A 25,533-nucleotide genomic window follows, 5' to 3' on the forward strand; every position below is an offset into this window, starting at 1 on the left:
TCAGCCTACGGGCTCGGTCACGGTCGGCCCGAAGACCGCCGGCAGCGTCGCCTGCGACCGCGCGCGCAGTTCCGACACCGACACCGTGAACACGTCCTGCACCTCGAGCGTCGGCTCTTCGCCATCGGCGGCCAGATCGGTTACACCGATGCGGAGCACCGGGTAGCCCCGGCCCTCGCAGAGCCCGCGGAACTTGACGTCCTCCTCGCGGGGTACCGAGACGATCACGCGGCCGGTCGACTCGCTGAACAGGGCGGTCGCGGCATCCACGCCGTCGCGCTCCATGATCTCGCGCAGCCACACCCGTGCGCCGACACCGAAACGTACGACGGCTTCGGCGAGAGCCTGCGCCAGGCCGCCCGACGAGAGATCGTGAGCGCTCGAGACGAGCTCCTGCTGGGACGCCGCATGGATCAGGCCCGCGAGGCGCTTCTCCTGGGCGAGGTCGACCGCCGGCGGTCGTCCGCCCAGGTGGCCGTGAACGGTCTCGGCCCACGCCGAACCGCTCAGCTCGGTGGCCGTGACGCCGAGGAGGTAGATGTTCTCGCCGGCATCCTGCCAGCCGCTCGGAATGCGGCGGGCGACGTCGTCGATGATGCCGAGCACGCCGACCACAGGTGTCGGGAAGATCGGGGTGTCGCCGGTCTGGTTGTAGAAGCTGACGTTGCCGCCCGTGACGGGCACGCCGAGTTCGAGGCACGCGTCGGCGAGACCGTCGACCGCCTGGCCGAACTGCCACATGACCTCGGGGTTCTCCGGGCTGCCGAAGTTGAGGCAGTCGGTGACGGCGGTGGGCACCGCACCGGTGACGGCGACGTTGCGGTACGCCTCGGCGAGTGCCAGCTGGGCGCCCGCATACGGATCGAGCTGGCAGAAGCGGCCGTTGCAATCGGTGGCGATGGCGAAGCCCAGGCCCGACTCCTCGTCGACGCGGATCATGCCGGCGTCGTCGGGGAAGCTCAGGGCGGTGTTGCCCATCACGTAGTAGTCGTACTGGTTGGTCACCCAGCTGGTGTCGGCCAGGTTCGGGCTGCCGAGCAGATCGAGGAACTGTGCCTTCAGGGTGGCGGCGTCGTCGGTGCGCGGCAGGGCCGACGCCGAGTCGTCGCGGAGGGCATCGATCCAGGTCGGGTAGGCGACGGGACGCTCGTAGACGGGACCGTCGACGGCGACGGTCGACGGGTCGACGTCGACGATCTGCTCGCCGTGCCAGAAGATCTGCAGGCGACCGTCGCCGGTCACCTCGCCGAGCACGCTGGTCTCGACATCCCACTTGCCGGTGACGGCGAGGAACGCGTCGAGCTTCTCGGGCGCGACGATCGCCATCATGCGCTCTTGGCTCTCGCTCATGAGGATCTCCTCCGGCGTGAGCGTGGGGTCGCGCAGCAGCACGTTCTCGAGGTCGACGCGCATGCCCGAACCGCCGTTTGCGGCCAGCTCGCTCGTGGCGCAGGAGATACCCGCGGCACCGAGGTCCTGAATGGCCTCGACGAGCTCGTCGCGGTAGAGCTCGAGGCAGCACTCGATGAGCACCTTCTCGGCGAACGGGTCGCCTACCTGGACGGCGGGGCGCTTGGTGGGGCCGCCGTCGGCGAAGGTGTCGGATGCCAGGATCGACGCGCCGCCGATGCCATCGCCGCCCGTGCGCGCACCGAAGAGCACGACCTTGTTGCCCGCGCCGGTGGCGTTGGCGAGCTTGATGTCTTCGTGGCGCATGACGCCCACTGCGAGGGCGTTGACCAGCGGGTTGCCCTGGTATACGGAGTCGAACACCGTCTCGCCGCCGATGTTCGGCAGGCCCAGGCAGTTGGCGTAGAAACTGATGCCGCTGACGACTCCATGAACGACGCGCGCCGTGTCGGGGTGGTCGATCGCACCGAAGCGCAGCTGGTCCATGACGGCGACGGGTCGGGCGCCCATCGAGATGATGTCGCGGACGATGCCGCCGACGCCGGTCGCGGCGCCCTGGAACGGCTCGATGTAGCTCGGGTGGTTGTGACTCTCGACCTTGAAGGTCACGGCCCAGCCCTCGCCGACGTCGACGACGCCGGCGTTTTGGCCCATGCCGACCATCAAGCGCTCTTTCATCTCGTCGGAGACCTTCTGCCCGAAACGGCGCAGGTAGATCTTCGACGACTTGTAGGAGCAGTGCTCGCTCCACATGACCGAGTACATCGCCAGTTCACCGCTGGTGGGGCGGCGACCGAGGATCTGCTTGATCTGGTCGTACTCGTCGCTCTTGAGGCCGAGCGCCGCGTACGGCTGCTCCTTCTCCGGCGTCTGGACGGCGTTCTCGACAGTGTCTGCGACCTTGCTGTCGGATGCGGGGGTGCTCACGCGGCGGGACTCCAAGACTCGGGTGCCGGGGACGGCCTCAGTCTAGTCGGGCGGGCGTTGGCGGCGGCGCGGGTGACGGCGGTGGGCGAGGCCGTCAGGCCTCGTCGGTGTCGATCACGCCGACACCGACGGCATGGTGGCTGGGCTCGCCGCCCTGCGGAAGCGTCGGCTCCGCCGGATTCGGCGTGAGCGGCTCGTCCGGCGACGGTGCCAACGGCTCGTCGGGATGGGGTGCGAGCGGCTCTTCGCCGGGGTCCTTCTCCGTGCTGGGCTCGGTGAGCTGGTCGGTATCCGGCTCCACCGTCTTGGGAGCGTCTTCGGTGCCGACGCCGGTGGTGTCGTTCGGGGTCTCGGCCGTTTCGACGGTCTGGGGATCGGTCATGTCGTCCTCCTCGTATTGTGTCCGCACGGCCGTCCGGACGTGGATGCCGTGCGATCCCGAGTCTTCGCCGCGTCGCTTCGTCGCGCACGGGGGTTGACAGGAGGGGTCGTGCCCGTCGGCGCCGCGACGTATCCTCGCGGCATGACCGGACTCACCCCCTACCTCTCGTTCGACGGCACCGCTCGTGAGGCGCTCGAGTTCTACCGCGGCGTCTTCGGTGGTGAACTCGTGCTCGCGACCTACGGCGATTTCGCTCGCGACGACGGAGCTGTCGACCTCATCGCCCACGGCATGCTGCAAGGCCCGGTCGAGCTGTTCGCCTCGGATGCCGGGCCCGGTGAGCCCACGCTGGAACTGCGCGGCATCCTGTTCTCCCTCCTGGGGACCGCTGAGTCGACGACGCTCGAGCAGTGGTTCGCGGCGCTCGCCGAGGGCGGCGAGGTGCTCGACGCGCTCGCACTGCGGCCGTGGGGCGATCACGACGGGCAGGTGCGCGACCGGTTCGGGGTGACCTGGCTCATCGGCTATCAGGGATGACCGACCCGGTCGCCCGGCTTCGCGCTCGCGCGGCGGAGCTCGACGAGTTGCTCGCGCGGCTCGACGCGGACGAGGCGGCGGTGCGCTCCGACCGCTCCGATGCGACGGCGGACGACGAGCACGACCCGGAGGGCTCGACCCTGTCGGGCGAGTGGCAGCGCATCGATGCGCTGCGCCGTTCGGTGCGCGATGAGCGCGCGGAGGTCGATGCCGCGCTCGCGCGCGTGGATGCCGGAACCTACGGCGTCTGCATCGTCTGTGGCCGCCTGATCGCCGCGGGCCGGCTCGACGCCCGGCCGATGGCCACGACCTGCATCGCTTGCGCCGCCTGAGTGGGACGCCCGGGGCCCTACGCCTTCCAGCGATCGCACCATAGTCGGCAGGATGAGGCGGCGCGGCGTGTCGGCACCCTTGCTCGGAATCGCACGGTCCGCGTACGTCTTCGGTACTGCACAGTGGCGCCCGTCAGAGTCGCGAGAATCGCATGTCCGCGCGCTCGGACGCGCTTCTGAGAGCCTCTCGAGAGATCGTCAGAGTGTGATTTCGCTCAATCCCGGGTATGCCGGAGATCTCGATGGTGAGGTCGCTGGCGAGGCTCGCCGGCTCGACGGGAAACCAGAGTGTGAACAGCGAGGAGTGTGTCGGTCCGGTTGTTCCGCCGCCGCCGCGGATGAGGCTGGCGTAGATCCTTGAGTCCTCGTCGTCCTGTTCGTCCGCGGGGCGCGCCCACACGTCGATCCCTGCGGCTGGTCGGTTATGAGCGGCGAAGGCGTACTCAACTGTTGAGCCGACCGGAACCGTGAACACTGTTCTGAGCGTGGCGGTGACGCCGAGGGGCGATCCGACGAACCCAGATAGCGAGAAGGCGCCGGTGTGGAAGGTCGCCAAGAGCTCCGGACTTCCCTCGATCGAGGCCGGCAGCTCCGCGAATGGGGGCGAATCACGTCGGATTGGTCGCTCGTTCATTCCTGTGTCCCGTTCAGTAGTAGCAAGAGTTGTCGCCAGGAGCTGCGCACGTGGCGTCAGTTGTCTTGGCTCCGTCGGCGATGTATCCGCCGTAGGGTCCTGGGTGCTCTGAGCACCGCCAGAACGATGTCTCACAAGACAGTGATCCACAGACGTACAAGAAGCTCAATGGGTGCCCGGAAACTCATAATCAATGCGGAGAAGGCAATGGCTGCTGCTGTCTGGACGTGTCGGGAACGCGGTGAGATGACACTGGATGTCGCGTAGTTGGCGAGGTTTCGGGTGATCCGGGTCGACTTTGTCGTGACACTTTCCTGGCGACGGCGGCTGCACTTCGGGCGCAGGGCTCTTGTCGCGCACCAGAGCACCCGCGCATCACGATTCGGAAGGATCGTCCTCTTCATCCGCGTCAGGTTCCAGCGACTGCTGCTTGGTTGGTCTTGCGTCGTCGTCGAACAGGCGCTGCAGTAGGACGATGGGGTCCTCGTTGCGCAGTTCTGGATGCTCCTTGAGAACACGGTCGACTCCTACGCTGACCTCCTCCGGCAAGAGCTCTCTCATCGCTCGGGCGAGTTCTTGGGTAGCGGGATCATCGGCGATCCGAGCGCTGGCCAACTCGCGCCACTTCTCGGCGCTGATCTCCTCGTGACGCTTACCGGCGACTCCGTGCGCGACGGCGTCGAAGAAGAGTTGGAACCACTGGTCGCTGGACAATGAGGGATCGGTCTCGACGATGTCGTCCCCCGGGTTGCTGGTCTCAACAACTCCAGGCTCGGCGAAAGCGACGGTACTGGAAGTACTCTCTCGGGCCGGGGCTTCTGCAGTGGCCGTTGCTCGACGTTCGGCTAAGTACTGCTTGAACTTGGGGACACCGTGCTTGATGGCGGCTTCACCGCCTGCAATTGCCGCTGCGACGGCGAGGTCGAGGAGGAAATCGGCGTACCCGCTCTTCATGAACTTCGTCATCTTGCTCGGGATCTCGTGCAAGACAACCTGACTCGAGACGCCGTCGGGACCATGCACCAACGGGCTGGACGCTCCCGGAACCTTCTTGGAGGGAGTGAGCTCGGCGCCTGCTGGCATTTCAACCAGCATCTTCTTCATGATCGGCTTCGCATTCTGCGGCTCATTCCCCATGCCGTCACTCTAACGATGCTCGGAATGCCGGTCGTTAGGGGACGCGCGCTCGGACTTTACGCGCACCGTGATGCGCGCATCGTGCGAATATGCGAGCGTCCTTACGCTCCGCCATCCTCCGCTCCCGCCGACGGTTGCGGAAAGGCCGCGAGAAGCGCTCCCAAGGCGACTGCCTGGAGGTTTTCGAGCGTTGGGTCCGTGGTCGTTGCGGTGTAGCCTTCCATGGGCTCGGCGAGCCGCTCTAAAGCCGACCTGGTTTGCTCGTCGGAGGCGACTTGCCTCCACGTTTCAAGGTCGAACTCAATCTGATCCACTTCGCCGGACGGAACAACAGTCCAGACCTCGACAAATTCTGTCGCGAGGAGCAAGAATGTTTGATCGCTCGCCGCATCGATCGTTTCGTCTAGAACTCCCCGAATCGAGTCCGCCCCGCGTACACGCGCGCGGAGCCTTAGGAAGCGGCTGAGACGCCCGGCGCTCAGAAGCGTCTCGTCCACACGTTCGAGGACGGAGTCGTTGAGTTGCCCCACTACTTCCTCACCGATCGCCCGCTTGGCGTCGCCATCAAGGTTTGGGTTCTGGAGGATTCGCTGCGTTAGTCCAATCACTGCATCGTCTCCCATCCATCCGCGGAGCTCGGCGACGGTCAGGTCGCCAGTTCTGAGGACAGCGGTCGCCTCACGGACAAACCAGCGACCCAGAACCGCGCCAGCGGACATGAACGAGAAGGTGTCCGGCTTGCCCGACGTGCGATCCCAGACGTAGCGCGTCAGCGGAACTGACGGATCAGAACCGACCGGTCGTGCCAATAGGGCTTTCTCCCCCGCAAGCGCTGATCTCTGATCGTCGGATCCGTCAAGAACCGATGTCAGGGATCGCACCGCATCGGAACTCGCATGACCCTGGGTCAGCGCGTCAACCCCGGCGGACACCAGGGAGTCGGACACGTCGTCTGCCGGGAGACCCAGTACAAGGTAGCGCTGGACGTACTTCTCGTCGGAGAATCCTTGACCGTGCTGCTCGTGGAAGCTCAGCCCGCCAATGCTGACGGGAGAGAAGAGGAAGCTTAGTACTCGGAGGACGTCTTCGAGATGACGCGGTGCGACGCGCGCGCGGACCCACTCGCGCCATTCCTCTTCGCTAACGTCGTCATCGTCTAGAAGCTTGCGCTGCCACTTCCCGGTCCTGAGCCGGTGGTGCCAATCTGGGAGGGTTGCGTAGAGTTCGTGGGCGAAGACGCGGACGTAGGTGATGGCGGCCAGATCTAGCAGGTCGACCTCGGCCACGTCGACAAGCGTCACGACACTCAGCAGCTGTTCGCGGTAGCGCGCGTGGGACCTCGGAGTATCTAGCGATGGGCCCAAGATGCCGATCAATTCCGAGGCGCGTGAAGCACCTTCACCTGAGGTTGAGACGCTCACTGCTCCGAACATGTCGGTCAGTGATTCCGAGAGAAGACGGCGCTTCGCGACGTCCGAGATCGCAGGCAGCTCGTATGGGTACTGAACGATCTTCTCCATGAAAGAGCCAGCGCGGGTGCTGAAACCTCGCTCGCTGAGCAAAGCTTCAACACTCTCCTGGTCGTAGGCCAGTAGATAGTGCACATTCGGGAAGCGACCCAAAAGGCGAACTACTTTCAATAGCTCAAGCAACTCATCGGGGTCGAGTCGGTCGACATCGTCGGCGACGATCAGAACTCGGTGGCCGAGGTCCCCCATCGCGTCAGAAAGTGTGGCGAAGGTGGAATCCCACGAGGGGATCGACTCTGCGGTCGCCTCCAGCAGCTGATCGACCGTAGTAGAAAGTGCGTCTCCGACCACGGGGATGAACTTGAGCCAGGGCGTCGCCACTCGCGCGTATCTTGAGGCCACCGACTTCGCCCTTTTGACCTGCTCGCTCGTGGGTAGTTCATCGAAGGCCGTGCGCAATGCCGCAAGGAACTGTCTACTGAGGCCGTCCGCCGAGGAAACTGCCCAAGGAGAGAAGGGGACAACCTTCCAGTCGTCCGGGACTGACTCGCGGATCATGTTCAGCACGGAGGTCTTCCCAGATCCCCATTCGCCCACGACTCCGAAGACAGTGCTGGCTTGTCGAGGCGCAACTTGATCGATGCGGCGCGCGATCATCTTCGCAAACGGCGCGCGCTCGAACTTGTCGTCGCCCGTGCTGTTGATCGCTTCGTCCGACCAGGCGGGCGAGTGGGCCGAAGCTTGAGCGGCATCAGACACAGGCTGCTCCTTTGGTCGAGGCGGAGTCCTCACGGGTGGACTGTGCCCGAGTTGACGTTCGGTTACTGCGTGGAACCGTCAGCACCGTACCAGCGGCCAGACGCCACGAGCGAGCGGGGCAGTTCCCCCGGTCACATTAGCGACGCGAAGAACGGGCGGCCGCGCTCGAGCTCAAGGGGACCCTCAGAACGAGTCGAGTCGGCCGGCCCGCGCATCCATCTCGGGACTCCGCGGCAGTGTCTCACCGTCGTAGATGACGTGAGCAAGTCGCGCGGTGCGCTCGTCGAAGACGAACACTACGCCGCGGGGCACCTTGATCTGGTACTTCTTGTCCTCCAGGTAGCTGGTCGCCTTGTCGACGATGTCTTCTAGGAGCCTGCGAGGTGGGCGGGTGACCCAGATTAGCGCCCACGCGTCGGCCCGCGTGTTGCCCGCGTCGGAGAAGTAGCTGCGGCCGTTGCCGTCTCTGCGCCGGTTTGACAGCAGCATTCGCGGCACCCGAGCCCACCCCTTCTGGGTGTCCGTGTCTCCAGCCAGGAGGGTGGCCCCGATGCTTAGCCAGCCGTAGTCCCGCCGCACGGTCAGTTCGCTGACTAGCTTGTCCATCGGGCGGGCGGTGCGATGCGGTTTCGCAGCGCGGGGAACGGTGGGGTTGATCTGCGCCTGGTGCCAGGCATCCAATGGGGCGGTGCGGACCCCGACGAAGACCGTCTGCTGCTCCGCCCGGCGGCGCAAGTCGTCCTCGTTGATTGCCGACGCGTACGGGAGCTCAGCCGCCATCGCGATCGGGTCGGGGGCGACATACAGCCCCGCGTCGAGGTAGTACAGGAACAGGTCGAGCTCGTCGATGGCGTGATAGTAGGTCGGCATCTCCGGATCGCGACGTCTGCGCAGGTAGAGGAGGAAGTCTGCGGGTTTGTCGATGAGCTCGGCGATCAGCTGCAGGTCGTGGATGGACACCACCCAGGGCACCCGGTCCTCGTCCAAGAGGCGGGCCTCCACCAGGGCGGTGGTGGCGGTGGCGACCTGAGTGAGGTCTTCCAGGGTAAGCGCGACGGTGTGCACTTCCCGTACATGCGACAGGTCGAGCCAGGTGCCGTCCTTGAGTCGCAGGCCGCCGTCTTCTGCGAGGCGTTGCTGCATTCGGCTGGCCTGGTCGGCGGCTTTGGTGATGAGGTCGGTGAGGTTGCGTCTTAGGCCGCGGGTGTCGCCGGCTCGGGCGGCCGGGGTGATGGCTACGGCTTTCGCTTCGACGATGACGGCAACATCGTCCAGCACGAACAGCATGTCTCCCTCGACGCGCTTCGTGTATTTCGCGGGCGGTAGGTTCGCCTCGGCGTCGGTGCCGGGGACGAAGTAGTCGAACGCGAAGTGCGTGACGGTGCCGGGAAGGAGCCGCTCGAAGGCCGCTCTCCCGATTTCCTCCAACACGGTGCCCCGGCGCGCCTGATACGTCTCCCAAACGGTTGTGCCCCGCATGGTCTGCTCCAGGTTCTCCCGGATCGCGGGCCGGATCAGGCCGTCGTGGATGAGGATGAACCGGTCATCCGTGGTGCGCAGGATGGGGTTAGTGCGGAGCGGGTTGTCGCCGGCCACGAACCGGTCGAGGAGCTGCCGTGGTGTGCTGTCGTCCCGGATGACGCTGAAGTGCTTCAAGACCGCGCCGGTCACATCGACCCCGCATCCGGCGAGCTTGTCGACCTCGGCTACGGTGAAGGCGACGAGGTCAGCGGTGGGCTGCCAGAACCGGTTGAAAGCAACCCGCTCCTCCGACGTCAACCCCAGTAGTCCCACGTCGGCCAGGAGCGGGGGGCGGGAGTGCGCTGTCTCCCCGAGCGCGACCCAGCGGTCGTTGGTCGCGGCCGACTGTGCCTGACTGAGCGCGGTGAGCACTTGAGCGGCATCCTCCGCATCGAAGCCGACGGTCCCGCGGAGCAGGCCGGTGACTTCCTTGCTGTCGAAGAGGAGATCGTGGGTGCGTTTGACCATGTCCGGGTAGGAGGTGTTGCGGATCCACACTTCCCGTCGATGCACGGATGCCGCAATCCTCGCGAGCGGGTCATCCTGGGATTGGAGGGCTTGCAGTGCCTGAGCCATGCGGAGAACCGACCCTGCCGCTTCCGCCCAATCGTGCGCCTCGCGGTAGAGGCCGTTCATCACCTCTCTCCGGGAGGAACCGGGGTCATGCCCAGTTGATGCGGTGAGCGCGAGCAGTGTGAGTAGCTCCGTCTTGGTCGGGCCGCCGTCGGTGTCGGGCTTCACCATCCCCTCGAACACCCACGGCAGGCACGCGGCACGGGCGAGTTCGACGACACGTTCGGGTCGGTGGGAGGACAGTGTGCTGGTGAGTTCAGCAAGCTCGTTGTCGATGCGCATGCTCAGCATGCCGATCGGGTCGGCGGAGTCGTTTACCTCCGTGACCAGCCGGTCCAACTGCATCTCCAAGGTGTCCCGCCCGCTGACCGCGGTCGGCGGCCTCGGGTGCGCTCGACGCTTCCTCATCCGACTCATGACGTCACTGAACCATGTCCCCACCGACACCGTCACGGCGCCGTAGGGATCGCGAACGGTTCAGAGCACCGCTCGCTGCCCTGAATCTGGTACTCGTCGATGTACTCGCCCTCTGGGATCGGCCGGTAGCCGGTCACGCACACCTGCCACGTCTGGTCGGCGGTGAGGGTGAGGGGCTCGCCATTGGTCTCGAAACGGTGGACCGAGTCGGATGCGGGATTCAGTTCCCGTGAGGTCAACAATTGCTCCCCGTCCCGGTATCCCGCGTCCACGGTGAACGACTGCGGGTAGAGGGCGACGATGTTCACCACGTAGTGATCCAGTGTCGGGTCATCCACAGGGTCCCATTTCGCCACCACGGCGTCGCCCGCACCAGACCATACGACGGAGACCGGACTGCCCGGGGAGAGCTCGCGCGGCGACGGTGCTTGCGTCCCAGGGTTAATGCATGTTCCGGTCAGTCCGCAGAACGGACGCCAGTCACCGATGCCCGTCCAACCGATGACAACGGCGACCAGCGCCCCGACTAATGCCGCTGGCAGCCCCCAGCGCTTTGCCCAGCTGCTCCGGCGCGCTGACGAGCTCACCCTCACATTCTGGCCCTCCGCCGCAAGGGTCTGTGCTCAATCGCTCCGCGCAGGGCGTGCTGGTGATGCTCGCCGGGCCCGTTGGCGTTCCTCGGGGCAATCCTCTGCCGTGCATGCGTCATGCCTGGTGGCTACTGGCCTGAGTTGCGTCGGCGTCATCCGCGTTCGGCCTCCACCGCTACGTCCGGCTTGTCTACAGTTGCTGTGCTGGCGGAGGTGCGTGTTTCCTCCCCGCAGCGGCGGGATGTGCCTGCAGCGGCGCGACGAATCGACCGGAAACTCCGCGGTGCGTGCGCCCAGGGGCGGTGTGCTGGGCGAGTTTGCCGCCGCGGAAGATGTGTGTCTAAGTGGCGAAAGGTAGGGCAACGTCTGAGGTTTCGGCCACACTGATGTGAGTCAGGGGGAATACGACAGGTGGGGGCCGCAACGATGTCGCATGTGGCGTCGAGCTCGATCGACGAGATGCTGGAGCACCTTCACGCGCGCCTTGACACCCATTTCAGTATCGTTCGGGACGAGCGCGCCGGTCTGGAGGTCACTGCGCCCGTTTTCGCTCTTGAACACGAGCTCTCTGCCGAAGACCTTGATCTGCTGATCGCGACGGTGCGGACTGCGGTGTTCGAAGGCCTCGGCTCTCGCCATCGTCGGTGGTGGTTGCCGTTCGTGGTGTACGCCGCTGAGGCCGGCTACGACTATGTCGGGGATGAGTACTGGCGAACCTTCGAGCAGCGCACGCCCGGGTGGCGAGCTGAGCACCGCGCCTTGATCAAATCGTGGTTCACGAAGTTCGCGGCCGCATATGGTGGCGCCGTGCCGACGGGCGCCTTCGCTGCGGCGTTCACGATCATCGCCTGGCCGATCACGCACGGTGTGCTGCCGACTTACCTTCAGCGACAACTGGCCCAACTGCTCTATGAGTTCAGCGGCGCGCTCACGTCGGACCTGCTCGACGACCCACCGACCCTGGGCCTGAGGCTGGCACGTCGGGCAGCGTCGTATACCGAGCGGTTCCGCATCTTCTGCGAGAACACCACCCTTGTCGGACAGGTCGCCGCCGCGCTGTTGTCCGGGCACGATTCACCCAGCCCCTACCTTCTCAACTCCACGCTCGACCGGATCGTGACCGATCTTTCGAAGGAGCAGCAGGCGCGTCACTGGCTGCGAACGGCCCAGCAGTCCGCGCACCGGGCACGTGGTTTCCGCCCGACCTCGACTCAGGGGCAGACGGCATCGCCGCCGCACGCGCAGCCACGCGCGACCGATCCGCGCTTGTATCTGCGTCTTGAGGGCGAGTGGAACGCCTATGCGGAGCTCCCCGACTTGACGCCGCTGGGGGCGGGGCTGCCCGACGTGTTCCGGCAGTTGCGGGTGTCGCGGGGTTTCGTCGATGGCGCCGACCGGCACGTGCCGCCGAGCGGACTGCTTTACCCCGGCCAGTCGGTCCGGTTCGCGACATGGCCGCGTACCGATCAAGCCTTCTTACGGCTAGACCGGGCGCAGGAGGAGACCAACCGGATCCTGGCAGACCAGTGCGGCATCACCCCAGGGCCGTGGTGGCTGTTTCGCCGCCAGGGCGCCGGCCTGGCGATCGAGGTGAAGGGCAAGCTGGTTCGCCCCGGGCACCGCTATTTGCTGATCGGGGCGAGTTCACTGACCCCGCCGACGGTGCCCTGGGTTGCCAAGATAGAGGTCAACGTTGAGGGGGTGCGCGGCTACGAGCTCGCGGTCCCCGAGCAGGTCAGTGAGAAGGATGCCGCCACGCTGACCGCCGGCGGCATCGCCGTGCTCACGCACGTCGCCATCCGTCCGGTCGGCATCGTCGCCAGCGCATGGGACGGTGAGGGGGAAGCCGAGTGGATTGCGGGGGAACCGGCAATCCTCGGGATCCGATCCGAACTGGCTCCGCAACGATGCCGGCTGACGATCGGCGGGGATGTGTACTTCCTTGAGTGGCCGGCCGGGCAGAGCGAACTGGTGTTCTCCCTGCAGGGCCTGAGCGTCGGCACCCACATCGCGAGTGTCAGTCTGCTGGGAGACGATGACCGCCCGATGACCGTCGGTTCCCTCGTGATCACGATCCGAGACCCGCAGATCCGCCCCGAGGGCGCCGCCGTCGGCGAGGGCATCCGTCTGCTCGCCACTCCTGCCCGCCCAACCCTCAGCGAATTGTGGGACGACCGCGCCCATCTCGTAATCGATGGGCCCGCCGGTGCCGAGGCGGACATCGAGGTGAGCCTGCGTGGCGAGCAAGGACAGTCGATCGCGGACCTGAGACGGTCCACCCACCTGCCCCTCGACGAGGAAGCGTGGACCACACTCGCCAAAGCGATCCGCAAGGATCACCGTTTCAGCGACGCTTACGACGACGCAGAGTCTTGCGTGATCACCGTGGCTCGCGCCGGTGTCGGCTTCGCGACCCTAACCTGTGAGCGTGGCTTCCAGCCGCTGCGGTGGCGCTTCGCGCGCAACCACGACGGACACGTCCACGCTCGCCTGGTGGACCGCACCGACGGCGACGCCACGACCATCGAGTTCTACGATGTGCAGTCGCCGACCGCCGCCGTGCCGCGCCCGGTCGGCGCCGACATCAGCGCCCCGCCGCGCGGGGGACTTGTCGTCGCCCGCGCCGGTGACGCGTCGGCGTCTCTCATCCTCCCTACCGAACCGAACGCGCTCCTTCAGCAACCCGATCTGCGCCCCGCGGTGCCGACCGCCGGGCGCACCCTGACCGACGTCCGCGAGTTGGTCGATGCACACGCGCGGTGGCTGAACGCGGAACTGCCCGCGGACGCGTTCGTCATGTATCAGCAGCAGGTGATCGGCGACGGCATCGCCCGCGCGATCGGGACCATCATCGGCGGGAGCCACTGGGGCGGCATCGAACGCAAGGTCGCCCACGCTCAGGACGTCGCGGACCTGCTCGCCGAGATGCAGCAGGCTGTCGGGATCTCCACATCCCACAAGGATCTTGCGACCGCGATCGCGTACAGCCTTTACAAGTGGCTATCGTCCGGGAGCCTGCTGCTCGGGTTTGACGCCGTCATCGCACCGCACCTCGCCAGCAGTGGGCTCGGCGATCACCCGGCGGTGTCCCGCTTCCTGCTGATGCTCGCCGGCCGTCCCGGATATCTTTCCCAGTTTCCCAATGACGAGGTCACGTTCCTGCTCGAGCAGGTCATGCAGACCCCGGTGCTCTACCGCGCCGCACGGTTCGCGGTTCTCGGCACCCGGGCCCTGAACGACGCCGACGGCGTGGAACGGAGCTTCTGATGCAGATCAGCCAGCTCACGCCCGAGATGGCCGCCGCCGCGGCGATACGAACTCTCGGCCTGGACCCCGACATCATCGACCTGACCTCGTTCGAGGCGCTGGCCGCTGCGCTGCGCCGAGCCGCGTCGTTCCTGTGCCCGACGAGTCCGGGACGGCTCGCCGATGCCGTGTACGGCGCCGTGCAGCCCCTCGCCGGTGCCGGTGCGGTCACTCGGTCGGGCATCGGGGAGATCCTGGATGAACTGGTCGCTTCCGGGGACCTGCTGGAACTTCGCCATGACAATGGCCGGTCGGCGCGGCTGCTGTACCTGGCGCCGCCGTCGTTCATCGAACGACACCCGGGCCGCTACCTGCTCACCGGCATCAGACCGTTCGGTGTGCCACTGATCCCGGACGATCTTGCCCAGACGATCGACTACGAAGGCTCGACACGGTCGATCAACCTCAATGCAGACGCCGGGCCGACGCAACTGCGCGACCGGGGGCTGCGTTGCGTCGCGACAGAACGTTGGCTTGCCCGACCGGCCATCGAAACTCCGACCGAACTTCTCGATCGATTTCGGGTGTGCCTGGATACCGCCGCCCTCGCCGGCCACCTCGAGGACATCCAGATCCTCGACCCGGCATCTTCGGTGCGGTACTACGCGGGCCGTTGGCGGCCGCCGGCGGATTCCGATACCGGGGACTTCATCGCCCGCCGGCCGCAGGGTTACGGCGCCGACTTGTGGTGTCTGGCGCGGTGTGAGCATGGCGTGCCGTCGCGTTTGCTGGATTGGCCGGTCGATAACCCGGTCCTGCCCGGTCGCGACGAGGCATGGCGCTATCAAGCGGCGGCCGATGCTGCCCGTGGCGTGCCGCAACGTTTCCGTCGCCGCGCGGGCAGCGCAACTGGCGGTGACGTCGTCTTCGACTTCTTCTCGCCTCTGCCGGGATTCGCGGAACGTTACCTGCAGTTCGTCGGAATGCCGCTCGGGAAGACGACGGGTGCGCTGTTCACGTTCCGTGTGCCCGAGAGTGCGGCCGACGGCGTCGGGACTTTTCTGATCGACATGCTGTGGATGACACAAGAGGAGGCACCACATGGCGTCTGACGCTCCCACGATCGCCGAGACGATCGACGACATCCAGTCGGCCTTACGCGAGTATATCGAGGCGACGTACCATGTCGGTCACCCCACGATCATCGAGCAGCGCCGCCAATTGCTGCTGACTGAGGGGGTGCTGTTCAGAGCTCCCTTCATCGAGAGCACGCCGCGATACCAGACCAACCGCAAGTTCGCTGAACTCGACGTCGACGGCGCTGTGCACGACCTGTTCACCCCGCTCACCCAGAAGGTCGGTGAGTTCGACCGGTTGCTGCACGATCCGCCTTACACCCATCAAGCGGAAGCGATCGAGTGGGCGGCTCGCGACGGCAAAAGCCTCGCCATCACGACCGGAACGGGCTCCGGGAAGACCGAGTCTTTCCTGTTGCCGATGCTCGCCAAGCTGGCCACCGAAGCTAAGCACCGGCCGGACTCGTTCGCTGCCCCCGCCGTGCGCGCGCTGATCCTCTACCCGATGAACGCGCTGGTCAACGACCAGTTGGCGCGTCTGCGTCTGCTGCTGGGCGACCCGCGGCTGACGACGCAGTTCCATGCCTGGGCAGGTCGCCCAGCCCGTTTCGCGCGCTACACCAGCCGCACCCTGTACCCGGGAGTGCGGACGGTGAAAAAGGATCAGAAGCGGCTCGGGTCGATCGAGGACTTCTACCTGCTGCTGATCGATAAAGCTGCCGATCCGAAAGCGCCCGGGCACGCGCAGGCGAAGAAGCTCAAGGAGAAGCTGGAGGCGCGGGGCAAGTGGCCCGCGAAACCTGACCTTAAGGCGTGGTTCGGACCCAAGCACTCGAAGTGGAAGGACGTGAAGAGTGGGCGGTTCCTGCGGGCAGTGATGGGACCGGATGACCCGGAACTCCTCACCCGCCACGAGGTCCTCGCCGCACCCCCGGACGTGCTCATCACCAACTACTCGATGCTCGAGTACATGCTGATGAGGCCGCTCGAGCGGCCGGTGTTCGACCACACCCGGCAGTGGCTGGCGGACAACCCGGATGAGAAGTTCCTACTGATCGTCGACGAGGCGCACCTGTACCGCGGGGCCGCGGGCGCCGAGGTCGCACTGCTGTTGCGCCGGTTGCGATCCCGGCTGGGGATCACGCCGGATCGTGTCCAGGTGATCACGACGAGCGCGAGCTTCAGCACCCCCGAGTATGCCCGCGAGTTCGCCGCGCAACTGACCGGCAAGGACGAAGCCGACTTCCGGACGGTTACCAGCAAACCGGCGTTGCGAGCCGGTGCTGCACAAGGCATGCCGGCCGATGCGACGCTGCTCGCCAGCCTCCCGCTCGCGGACTTCTACAACGCCGAGACCGAACCGGCACGCATGGTCGCGGTCGCCGACCTGCTTACCGACCGAGGTGTGGCCGACCGGGACCGTCCCGTCGCGTCACTGCTCCACGACGCCCTGGCAGGCTACGAGCCGATGAACCTGCTCATCAACGAGACGATGCAGAAGGCGCAACCGCTGCACGAACTCGGCACAGCGGTGTTCCCCGACGTCGCCACCGAGCTGGCGGACAAGGCGGTCACCGCCCTCGTCGCGCTGGGCAGCGCCGCACGCCGTACCCCCGAGGAAGCGGGCCTGCTGCCCTGCCGGGTGCACGCGTTCTTCCGAGGGCTTCCCGGGCTGTGGGCGTGCATCGACCCCGAGTGCAAGGCCGTCGAACGTGACGATCTGCCGCCGAGCGTCGGACCGATCGGCAGGCTGTACCCGCAACCGCGGGCCACCTGCCAGTGCGGGGCGCGGGTGTTCGAGTTTTACACCTGCCGTCACTGCGGTTCGGCCTACGCGCGCGGTTACACCGATGATCTGCAGCATCCGACGTTCTTGTGGCATGAGAGCGGCGGCGCCTTCCAGACCACCGCCGGCGCGGTCCCCGAACTGTTTCCCCTCGATCTGTTGCTGGAAGAACCGCAGGCCGGAGAGGTTCAGGTCGCCGAGATCGACCTGGTGACCGGCCGGCTCGATCCGGACAAGCCGCCGGTCCGCGGCCGCATCGTCTTTCTCCCGAAGCTGCGCAGCGGCGAAAAGGTGACGAGCGACGACGATGGCGATGACGGCGACGACCAAGCCGAAGCGGACGGCGAATTCAAACCGTGCGGTGTCTGCGGACAGTTGGCGGGGTTCTTCGGCCGTTCCTCCGTTCAGGACCACCAGACGAAGGGCGACCAGCCGTTCCAGGCACTGGTAACCCGACAGATCGAAGTCCAGCCGCCCAGTGCCCCGTACTCCACGTTCGCGCCGCTGCGCGGCCGTAAGGTGTTGGCGTTCTCCGACTCGCGACAGGTAGCCGCACGTCTGGCGCCCAACCTGCAGGCGTATTCGATGCGAGACGTGATCCGGCCGCTGATCCTGAAGGGGTGGGAAGAACTGTCCGCCCAGCCGGGCATCGGGAAGCAGCTGAGCTTAGAGCGTCTGTACTTGGCGGTGATGGTGGGAGCCAAGCAACTCGAGGTGCGGTTGCGTCCGGAACTTCGGGAAGCGGAGTCCCTCCACGTTCTGAAAGCGGTCGGCAAGGCGGTCGACAACGGGGCGTTGACAGGCAACGAAGAAGCGCGCGGGGAACTGTTGATGCTCACCTCCCCGCCCCCGCAGGCCCTGTTGCGTGCGATCTACCTGGCCCTGACCGACAAGCACTACGGACTGGTGTCTCTGGGCCTCGCGTCGATCCGGGAGAAGACCAGCCTGCGAGACGACCTCCTCGCGGACCTGCCAGCCATCGATGGTGTCGCCACGACCGACGAGCAGCGCCTCGCCCTGGTCCGGCTGTGGCTCGCGCAGTGGGCGACGCCTACGCGCGGCATCTGGTTCCCGACGATGACCTCGGAGTGGTGGCGGCAGAAGGGCGGCGTGAAGCCCCACACCGGCAGATTCCAGGCCATCGACCGCTGGCTGGGAACGCCGGCAGCGAAGAAGAAGTTCAAGGAGCAGTGGCTGCCGGTGCTGCTTCCTGCGTTCTGCGAGTTGGAGGGCGCGAAGTATCGACTGCTCGCCGGCACGGTCGCGCTGGAGCCGGGCGGGTTGTGGGGATACTGCAAGCGGTGCCGGTTCACCCAGCGGCCTTTCCCGGGATCAACACGTTGCGTCAACTGCGACCAGAACCAGGTGCGCACCCTCGACCCCACGACTGACGAGGTCTTCCAGGCGCGCAAGGGCTACTACCGGCAGAGCGCCGAACGTGCCCTGCAGTCTCCCCACAAACCCATCCTCAGCATCATCGCCGCGGAGCACACCGCACAGTTGAATGCGGCCCAATCCGACGCAGTCTTCTCACGTGCCGAGGAATACGAACTCCTGTTCCAGGACATCGATGTCGGATTGCCGCGACCGGGGGAACAGGAACGCGCCGCGATCGATGTGCTCTCGTGCACCACCACGATGGAGGTCGGTATCGACATCGGGAGCCTGTCGGGTGTCGCCCTGCGCAACATGCCGCCATCGCGTGCTAACTACCAACAGCGGGCGGGCCGTGCGGGTCGTCGAGGCAACGCGGTCGCCACGGTCGTCGCATTCGGCAGTGCTGACACGCACGACGACCACTACTTCCGAAACCCGCACCTCATGATCCGCGGCGACGTGGACGACCCGGTGCTGACGTTGGACAACGACGAGATCGCGCGACGTCATGTCATCGCCTACCTGCTGCAGCGGTACAACCAGGACAGGTTGCCCGAGATCGACCCCGAGGATCAGCCCCAACTGTTCGAAGTGCTCGGCACCGTCCGCGGCTTCATGGGCACCACGTCACCGCTGAACCGCACCGACTTCGAAGAGTGGCTGACCGAGCATCAGACCGTGCTGACGGTCGACATCGCGTCATGGCTGCCAGCGGAGCTCACCGCAACGGACCGATCGCACCTCCTCGACGGCCTGATCACGGCGACCCTCGGCGCGATCGATGACGCGCTCGACCTGCAAGCCGATGGGAAGCTGCCCGAACCGGAAGAGGGCGACGCCGCCCCACAAGAGGTCGCGGTCGAGGACGGCGATGCCGGCGAGGACGGCGCCGAGGTGCCCGCCGAGCAGCGCAGCCAGTCGAACCTGCTCGATCGCCTCCTCTACAAAGGCGTGCTGCCAAGGTACGCGTTCCCGACCGATGTGGTGGCGTTCCACGTGTTCGACCGTGCCAAGTCGGAACGATTCCACACTGAGTTCCGGTACGCGCCGAGCCAGGGCCTGCCGGTCGCGTTGACCCAGTACGCGCCCGGCAAGGTGGTGTGGATCGACAACAAGGAATGGACCTCCGGCGCCATTTACGCGCCGATGCACAAAGAACGAGCTCAAGCCTGGCGCGACAAGATGCTCTACTTCGAATGCCAGGTTTGCCACTACGCCAAGCACGTCCCAGCAGACGAGGCCCAGCGCGGCGAGGAGCGTGACTGCGACGCGTGCGGCGCGACCGGCAAATTCGGCAAGGCGATGAACTGGATGCGACCGCCCGGGTTCGCCCATCGCGCCAACGACGATCCCGGCACCAGCCCGGACGACGCACCGGCGAACAGTTACGCCACCCGCGCCAAACTTGTCGCCGAGGGCCCGGAGCGCGAAGAAGCTTGGGATCACGTCACACCCCGCCTCGAGCAGACCTACCGGCGGGACACACTGCTGGTCACGAACACCGGTCCACGCGGCGAGGGATACACGTACTGCACGAAGTGCGGCCTGATCGAACCGAGCCATGGTTCGACGGGCATCGTCGCTGGCCCCCACGCCAAGCCGTTCCCCGATGAGCGGGAACAAGAGTGTCAGGGGTCGGGCTCGACGAAGGGTCTCGTGCTGGGCACGGACTTCATCTCCGATGTGCTGCTCGTGCGGTTGAGCGTCGAGAAGCCACTCACCCTGCGCCCGGAACTACTGTCCACGCAGGTGGCGCTTCGGACCGTCGCGGAAGCGCTCACGATTGCTGCGACAGGTGAGCTCGACGTGGACGCGAGTGAGTTGCAGGCCGAGTACCGCCCCGCGCTGACACCGGGCGGCAACCACGGGCTGGAGGCTGAGATCTACCTGTACGACACGCTCGCCGGCGGTGCCGGGTTCACTCGGCGGGTGCACGGGTACGGGGAATCGATCTTCCGGAAGGCGCTGGACCGGCTTGAGCACTGCCCGGCCGACTGCGACGCGTCCTGCTACCGGTGCCTGCGCAGCTTCCGCAACCGGTTTGAGCACAGCCTGCTCGACCGTCAGATCGGTGCAGCGCTGTTGCGGTATGTCCTGGACGGCATCAGCCCGGTGCTGAACGAGGCTCGGATGAACCAGTCGATCGACAAGCTCCTCGCCGACCTGCAGAGCCGTGACATCACGGGCATCGAGTTCCTGAAGAACGAACCGGTGCTGATTCCGGGGATCGGGTCGGTCACCGCCCCGATCCTCGCTCGCGGCAACGGCACTGACCGCATCTTCTACATCCAGAGTCCGCTGACCCGGGACACCCCTCCCACGCAGGAACTCTGGGATGCGAAAGAACTTGGTGGTGTACCGATCCACCCGATCGATGACATCGTCGTGACCCGAAACCTGCCCGTCGCGAGCCAGCAGGTGCTGCGGTGGCTGAGCTGAACGAGACGAGACTCTACGACACCGGCATCAGCCACGGTCCGGGGGTCCTGCCGACCGTGCCGGCGATGTGGAGCTACTCCTCATTGAAGGAAGCCGAGATCTGCCCGCGCCGATTCGCCCTGGCACGAGCGGATTACCCGGATCTGTGGGCGCAGCATGGGTATCCGCGACTGCCGAACCTGCCCGCGATGAAGGGTGACGTGGTGCACGGGGCGCTGCAGATCATCGTCACCGCACTGGTCACGGCGGGCTGCGTCTCGCCGCGGACCGCTGACGCCGTCACGGTGCTGCGGGATCTCGGAGGCTACACGGCTGTTGCGCAGCGCACCCTCGACGAACAGTTGCGACGACTTGACGGCAACCCGCGGATCAGTGCGGACCGGCGGGAGCAGATCGATCGTGCCCTCTCGGACTGGCTGCCGGAGGCGCGCGAACAGATCCAGAGTTACCTCAACCGGATGACGCTGCACCCGCATCCGGCGCCGGCGCCGACGCCGACGCCGGCGCCGGTCGGTGCGCCGACCCGGCTGCCCGCGAAGCGCTACCCGATTCGGGGAGGCACCCATCCAGAACGCGAACTGGTGGCCGCGCACCTGCGCGTTAGGGGTCGCGTCGACGTGCTCAGCGTGGACGCCGACGGTGCGGAGATCATGGACACGAAGACAGGCGCAGAGGCCCCGACGCACCGCGACCAGCTCCGGCTGTACGCGCTGTTGTGGATGGATGACCGCGAGAGTAACCCCGACGCTCTCCCGGTGACCGCGCTGGTTGCCGCCTACCCGGACCGTGATGTGGTGGTGCCCGTCCCGACAGAGGCGGAACTTGCGGACCTCCGTGCGGAGGTGACCGCCAGGGTCGGTCGCGCCGACGCCATGGTTGCCGCGAACCGTCCGGCAGCCGTCGTGGGGGAGCAGTGCGGTACGTGTGACGTGCGCGGCCTGTGCGACGAGTACTGGGAGAGGGGCACGCCGAACACCGTGGATGTTGTCAACGGCGGCTGGTATGACGTGGAGGGGACGGTGCTGCGGGAGCACGGCGTGAAGAGCTGGGTGTTGCGGGAGGGGCGCACTGGCAGCAATCTGCTCGTGCGCACTCCCCGCCCGTCGTTCACGTTGCCGGTTGGTGAGCAGGTGCGGATTCTGGGTGTGAGACGCACCATCGACCCTGATGAGGCGGATGCCTTGATCGCCTCGTTGAACAGCAGCTCCGAGATCTTGTCAGTGGTGTCGGGGTAGTCAAGCCTGTTGGGCGGTCACCGGCGGCGTCTGCTCGGACGGCGCATCCTCGACGTCGGGAAGTGACACGCGTGCACCGTGCCGGAGAGGGCGCACCAACCGGTGGGCGCGCATCGACTCGGCGACAGCCGCTTGACCGGCGCGGCGTCCTCCCCAGCGTTCGAACCACCACTGCGCGACTGCGGCTTCCCCGTCGACCTGCTCGGGATTCACGAGATAACGGGGGTCCGGGTCGATGCCGAGCGAGTAATCGCGTAGATTCTCTACGAGCCGCACCCCGTACACAATTCTTTCGCGGCCGTGCCTAAGCAGGTCGTTGCTTGACCACCCGAGCGCAGCAAGACCCAGCCGAACCTTCCGCAACCGCGGGCTCACGCCCTCACCGAACAGGCTGTTGACCCGGACCGTCGCACCCTGCAATCGGGACAGTCGGACGAGCGCGTCGACGGTGTCGTCCGTGAACTGCGACGTGCCGAAGGAGCGGGAGCGTCCGAGTTGATGGAACCTGATCTGCTGGTCGCCCGGTCCTCCCATCACCTGGGCCGGCCACCGCAGCCGGTTGTATTGACTGGATCCGCTGCCGTAAAGCGAGGTGGTGCTGATGAAGGAGAGACGCGATTCTCGTTCGATACCTCGCCCGGCCATCGCGGACGCGATCTCGCTTGGCCGCGCGTACTTGGTGCAGTAGGCGGAGATCACTTTGGGGGACACGGCCAGCGCTCCGACGAGCTTTCCGGCAGCCAGCGCGTTGTATGGCGCGACCGCCCCACACACCGTCAGATCCGCGATGACCGTGCCCACCCTTTCGCCTCGCGCGTGCCGAACAAGTCGACGGATCTGCGTCCTCGCCTTGGTGTCCTTAAGCGCCGCCGAGAGGCCTTCGGCGGTCGGTGTGGGGTGCAGATAAGGGTGCAGGGCGAGGGAAGCCTCCAGCGTGTCCGCGAGCGCCGTTGCCCGTTTGCTGCGGAACAAGGGGGTGAGGGCCCGTTCGGTCCAGTCATCTCGTTCGATCTGTCGAACCTCACGCAACGGCGTCCGGTGGTGCTTCTGCCGGTGTCGTTCAGCGTCGGCGCGCAGGAGCGCGACGGCCTCGAGGGTGGGCTGCTGGAGTGCGGCGGGTTGGAGGACATCGTCGTTGAGTAGGTCCTCGACATAGATCTCATGCAGTTGCGTGTCGATGCGGGCGGACAACCATTGCGCCACCTTCGACGTTGGCGTCTCGTGGATCGCCTCGAGGAACGTGTCGGTGTCCCATCCCATCCACTGGTCGCGTTCGGCGATCTGAACGACGGGGCTGGAGACGGCGGCGAGTCCGATCACCGCATGGTGCGCGGTGGCGGCGTCGCGGACCAGGATCGGCATGGACCGTCCCGGCACGGTGAAGTACGCGTTGGACCAGGTGTGCCGGAAGTATCGCCAGATATCGTGGAGTGCGAGTCCTGTGTGCTCGCATTTGCCGCTGTCGACGATTTGCACGTACGGCTTGATCACCGTGTTCGGATCGTCCGCGGTCTCTAAGGTGTCTGCAAGCTCACGACCATCACGCATCAGGTTGAAGATCGACACCAGTCCGCCCGCATGCTCGCGAGGCTTTTCCATGCGTTCGATGAATCGGCGCACACTTGGTTGGCGGAGCTGGGGGTCACGTCGAAGGTGCTCCTGCCGGCGGATGCGGGCCTTCTCCGTCTCGGGATCGGGGTGCGAGGGAGGGGGCATGAGGAGCGGCCCGTGCCGGTACAGCTTGAGTGTCCATCCTTGTTCGACGAGGTCGATGAGGGTGTGCGCGGCCGCGCCGAGCGTGGGGCGGTTGTAGAGATCACTGATCTCCGCGTCCGCGAACAGGCGCTCCCGAACCATGGGCCGCAGGGCATCGAAGGAGACTGCGGCGAGCACCTTGCAGAGGCGGAGATATCCCTCTCGTTCAGCTCGTGACGTTCCGGTCGGCAGAGAGATGTTGACGAATTTGGTCTCGTCGTCGGTCATGACTTCTCCAGCATCCGCCCGTACGTGGTGCCCCATTCCTGCAGCAGACTGCGGTAGTCGTCCTCGTGGGGGCCGGCGGCGGCGATGGATCGTGCAAAGGACAGGAGAAGCAGGTCGAGAGCGGTGCGTACCGGTGCCGCAGCGTCGCCCATATCCTGCAAAGGCCGGTAAAGCGCGGTGTAGCCCGGGTGATCGGTGTTCATTGTGACGTCGAGGAGGCGTTGCCGCAGCGTCAGATCGAACATGGAGTCCCCGGTCAGTTGGTTGACGCTCAGGCGGTAGCTGAGTGCACCGCGAGCGCGCCCATGCGAGCGGATGACAGGAAGATCCCCATCCGCGGCACCTGCGATCCGGCAGGATCCTTGGACCGCGGCCTCAAACTTTACCTCCTCGAATGCCTGCCTCACCCGGGCATTCAGGATGCGTGCGATGGACTCGAGCTCCGGCTCGAGAGCTTCTCGGAGCGTGGCGGTGGGCCGGATCCCCTGTTTGTTGCTGGTGATGCCGAAGTGCTCGTCAAGCGCCGGGTGGAACTCGATCTCGCATCGCCACCAGTCGTCGTAGTTCTCTTTGCGTTTGCCACCCATCAGGTGCCAGCCGTTTGCGATCTCTCGCCCCGCGCGGAGGATCGATATCCCGCCACCACCGACGATTCCGCGGCGACGTTTTGTGGTGTTGTCGAGGTCGTGCCAGTGTGCGACCGGCAGCATGGTGAACGTGACCGTGACTTGGCTGGTCGACCCGTTGGCGGTCGCGACCTCATACTTGAGCGGTTCGAACGCGAGTCGCGCGGTGTGTCCGTGGAGCGTTGTCGACCGCATCGTCGGGTCGGACGCCTCGACGATACGGCCGTTGATGCGCAACGCGAACGCGCCGGTGAGGAACCGGCGGAACATCCGTCCAAGGTCCTTATGGAGCGCGCGCTCCAACCAAGCCAGGCGCTGGTACTCGATACGGTCGCAGTCGTGCCAGACCACCCGGCAGCCCGACGGTGATGCGCCGGCGGCGCCGGGAGCCGGGGCGAGATCCGCGGGGTGACCGGTCGCGACGGCGTCGACGTCGAGCGTGACGGATTGTGCGGCGGACCCCGGCCGCCATGCGGTGACCTCGATTCGTCGCGCCTGGCTGAGAGACGCGGCGGGAAGTCCCATCCCGAACCTGCCGAAGGAATCGCGAGCATCGAACCGCGATGAGCCCCCGAAGCGCAAACACGCTGCCAGTTCTGCCGTGTCCATGCCGCCACCGTTGTCTTCGATGGTGATCCGGGGCAGGTTGCGGTCAGTGTCCCGATCGACCCGGATGTCGACGACCGTCGCACCAGCCTGCAGCGAGTTGTCGATGAGTTCGGCAAGGGCGCTCGAAACGCTCAGGTAGCCGGATTCTCGGGCGGCGCGGATGAAGTTTGCGGGCACGATAAGGCCATTATCGCGCCGGTGAATCCGGTCCATGCGGGGTCCCTTCAGTGCGGAACGGGGTCCCTCCAGAGTAGCTCGCCGGAGGTGGTCAGTGCAGGCAGCGGATCCATACGACTTCGTGCGGCACCGTGCGGGGCCTCGAGGCCCATGTCGCGATCTACTGAATGAGTCGGGAGACAGCTTCGATGCTCTCCCTAGCCACAAGGGCGCGGAGCTTCTCCGAAGTCATCCGCGCGGCCGAATCTGATGCCACGGCGCGCAGCAGAACGCGCATGTGAACGTGAGTCT

General features: G+C 66.1%; 15 protein-coding genes. 6 read left to right on the plus strand and 9 right to left on the minus strand.

The features are described from left to right. Positions 1–2,337 carry a phosphoribosylformylglycinamidine synthase subunit PurL gene (gene purL / locus ITJ43_RS11035; RefSeq protein ID WP_194583908.1) on the minus strand — a complete coding sequence of 779 codons (2,337 nt, stop codon included), beginning with the start codon at positions 2,335–2,337 and terminating at the stop codon, positions 1–3. A gap of 94 nt (positions 2,338–2,431) precedes the next feature. Next, positions 2,432–2,719 carry a hypothetical protein gene (locus ITJ43_RS11040; RefSeq protein WP_194583909.1) on the minus strand — a complete coding sequence of 96 codons (288 nt, stop codon included), beginning with the start codon at positions 2,717–2,719 and terminating at the stop codon, positions 2,432–2,434. 141 nt (positions 2,720–2,860) lie between these two features. Between ITJ43_RS11040 and ITJ43_RS11045 the strand changes: the two genes are divergently transcribed. Both ITJ43_RS11045 and ITJ43_RS11050 read left to right on the plus strand, forming a co-directional pair. Then, positions 2,861–3,256 (plus strand): VOC family protein, encoded by a 396-nt coding sequence (locus tag ITJ43_RS11045; protein ID WP_194583910.1) that lies wholly within the window; start codon positions 2,861–2,863, stop codon positions 3,254–3,256. Beyond that, positions 3,253–3,588: a TraR/DksA family transcriptional regulator gene (locus tag ITJ43_RS11050; protein WP_194583911.1), complete on the plus strand. Its 336-nt coding sequence runs from the start codon at positions 3,253–3,255 to the stop codon at positions 3,586–3,588. Before ITJ43_RS11045 ends, ITJ43_RS11050 begins: the two co-directional genes overlap by 4 nt. 133 nt (positions 3,589–3,721) lie before the next feature. On the opposite strand, the gene ITJ43_RS11055 is transcribed toward ITJ43_RS11050, so the two are convergent. From ITJ43_RS11055 to ITJ43_RS11075, 5 genes are all read right to left on the minus strand, one after another. Beyond that, positions 3,722–4,222 (minus strand): hypothetical protein, encoded by a 501-nt coding sequence (locus tag ITJ43_RS11055; RefSeq protein ID WP_194583912.1) that lies wholly within the window; start codon positions 4,220–4,222, stop codon positions 3,722–3,724. A gap of 375 nt (positions 4,223–4,597) precedes the next feature. Beyond that, entirely contained in the window at positions 4,598–5,359 is a 762-nt protein-coding gene (locus ITJ43_RS11060) for a hypothetical protein (protein WP_194583913.1), read from the minus strand. Positions 5,360–5,460: 101 nt separating this feature from the next. After that, the gene (locus ITJ43_RS11065) at positions 5,461–7,587 is read right to left on the minus strand and encodes a KAP family P-loop NTPase fold protein (protein WP_194583914.1); all 2,127 of its coding nucleotides are present in this window, start codon (positions 7,585–7,587) and stop codon (positions 5,461–5,463) included. 183 nt (positions 7,588–7,770) lie between these two features. Beyond that, positions 7,771–10,026 carry a hypothetical protein gene (locus ITJ43_RS11070; protein ID WP_194583915.1) on the minus strand — a complete coding sequence of 752 codons (2,256 nt, stop codon included), beginning with the start codon at positions 10,024–10,026 and terminating at the stop codon, positions 7,771–7,773. Between the two features lie 104 nt (positions 10,027–10,130). Continuing rightward, entirely contained in the window at positions 10,131–10,436 is a 306-nt protein-coding gene (locus ITJ43_RS11075) for a hypothetical protein (protein WP_194583916.1), read from the minus strand. A gap of 687 nt (positions 10,437–11,123) precedes the next feature. Between ITJ43_RS11075 and ITJ43_RS11080 the strand changes: the two genes are divergently transcribed. Genes ITJ43_RS11080 through ITJ43_RS11095 form a run of 4 tightly spaced genes read left to right on the plus strand, consistent with a single transcriptional unit; the run spans position 11,124 to position 21,847 of the window. Then, positions 11,124–13,955 carry a hypothetical protein gene (locus ITJ43_RS11080; RefSeq protein ID WP_228495790.1) on the plus strand — a complete coding sequence of 944 codons (2,832 nt, stop codon included), beginning with the start codon at positions 11,124–11,126 and terminating at the stop codon, positions 13,953–13,955. Next, positions 13,955–15,046, plus strand: coding sequence for a hypothetical protein (locus ITJ43_RS11085; RefSeq protein WP_194583918.1), 1,092 nt, complete (start codon positions 13,955–13,957; stop codon positions 15,044–15,046). Before ITJ43_RS11080 ends, ITJ43_RS11085 begins: the two co-directional genes overlap by 1 nt. Then, the gene (locus ITJ43_RS11090; protein ID WP_194583919.1) at positions 15,036–20,612 is read left to right on the plus strand and encodes a DEAD/DEAH box helicase; all 5,577 of its coding nucleotides are present in this window, start codon (positions 15,036–15,038) and stop codon (positions 20,610–20,612) included. The genes ITJ43_RS11085 and ITJ43_RS11090 overlap by 11 nt, the downstream gene beginning before the upstream one ends. Next, complete coding sequence (locus ITJ43_RS11095) at positions 20,600–21,847, plus strand: PD-(D/E)XK nuclease family protein (RefSeq protein WP_194583920.1); 1,248 nt, start codon at positions 20,600–20,602, stop codon at positions 21,845–21,847. The genes ITJ43_RS11090 and ITJ43_RS11095 overlap by 13 nt, the downstream gene beginning before the upstream one ends. On the opposite strand, the gene ITJ43_RS11100 is transcribed toward ITJ43_RS11095, so the two are convergent. Next, on the minus strand, positions 21,848–23,830 hold the full coding sequence (locus tag ITJ43_RS11100; protein WP_194583921.1) for a Druantia anti-phage system protein DruA: 1,983 nt from the start codon (positions 23,828–23,830) through the stop codon (positions 21,848–21,850). Continuing rightward, positions 23,827–25,278 (minus strand): ATP-binding protein, encoded by a 1,452-nt coding sequence (locus ITJ43_RS11105; protein ID WP_194583922.1) that lies wholly within the window; start codon positions 25,276–25,278, stop codon positions 23,827–23,829. Before ITJ43_RS11105 ends, ITJ43_RS11100 begins: the two co-directional genes overlap by 4 nt. Positions 25,279–25,533 lie beyond the last annotated feature (255 nt).

The organism is Microbacterium sp. VKM Ac-2870, assembly GCF_015350795.1.
Taxonomy (GTDB): domain Bacteria; phylum Actinomycetota; class Actinomycetes; order Actinomycetales; family Microbacteriaceae; genus Microbacterium.

What these genes read in the sequence shown, in the direction of transcription:
- ITJ43_RS11040 (WP_194583909.1), bottom strand. Translation starts at nt 2,719, where the DNA reads ATGACCGATCCCCAGACCGTCGAAACGGCCGAGACCCCGAACGACACC.
- ITJ43_RS11045 (WP_194583910.1), top strand. Translation starts at nt 2,861, where the DNA reads ATGACCGGACTCACCCCCTACCTCTCGTTCGACGGCACCGCTCGTGAG.
- ITJ43_RS11050 (WP_194583911.1), top strand. Translation starts at nt 3,253, where the DNA reads ATGACCGACCCGGTCGCCCGGCTTCGCGCTCGCGCGGCGGAGCTCGAC.
- ITJ43_RS11055 (WP_194583912.1), bottom strand. Translation starts at nt 4,222, where the DNA reads ATGAACGAGCGACCAATCCGACGTGATTCGCCCCCATTCGCGGAGCTG.
- ITJ43_RS11060 (WP_194583913.1), bottom strand. Translation starts at nt 5,359, where the DNA reads ATGGGGAATGAGCCGCAGAATGCGAAGCCGATCATGAAGAAGATGCTG.
- ITJ43_RS11070 (WP_194583915.1), bottom strand. Translation starts at nt 10,026, where the DNA reads ATGCAGTTGGACCGGCTGGTCACGGAGGTAAACGACTCCGCCGACCCG.
- ITJ43_RS11085 (WP_194583918.1), top strand. Translation starts at nt 13,955, where the DNA reads ATGCAGATCAGCCAGCTCACGCCCGAGATGGCCGCCGCCGCGGCGATA.
- ITJ43_RS11090 (WP_194583919.1), top strand. Translation starts at nt 15,036, where the DNA reads ATGGCGTCTGACGCTCCCACGATCGCCGAGACGATCGACGACATCCAG.
- ITJ43_RS11100 (WP_194583921.1), bottom strand. Translation starts at nt 23,830, where the DNA reads ATGACCGACGACGAGACCAAATTCGTCAACATCTCTCTGCCGACCGGA.
- ITJ43_RS11105 (WP_194583922.1), bottom strand. Translation starts at nt 25,278, where the DNA reads ATGGACCGGATTCACCGGCGCGATAATGGCCTTATCGTGCCCGCAAAC.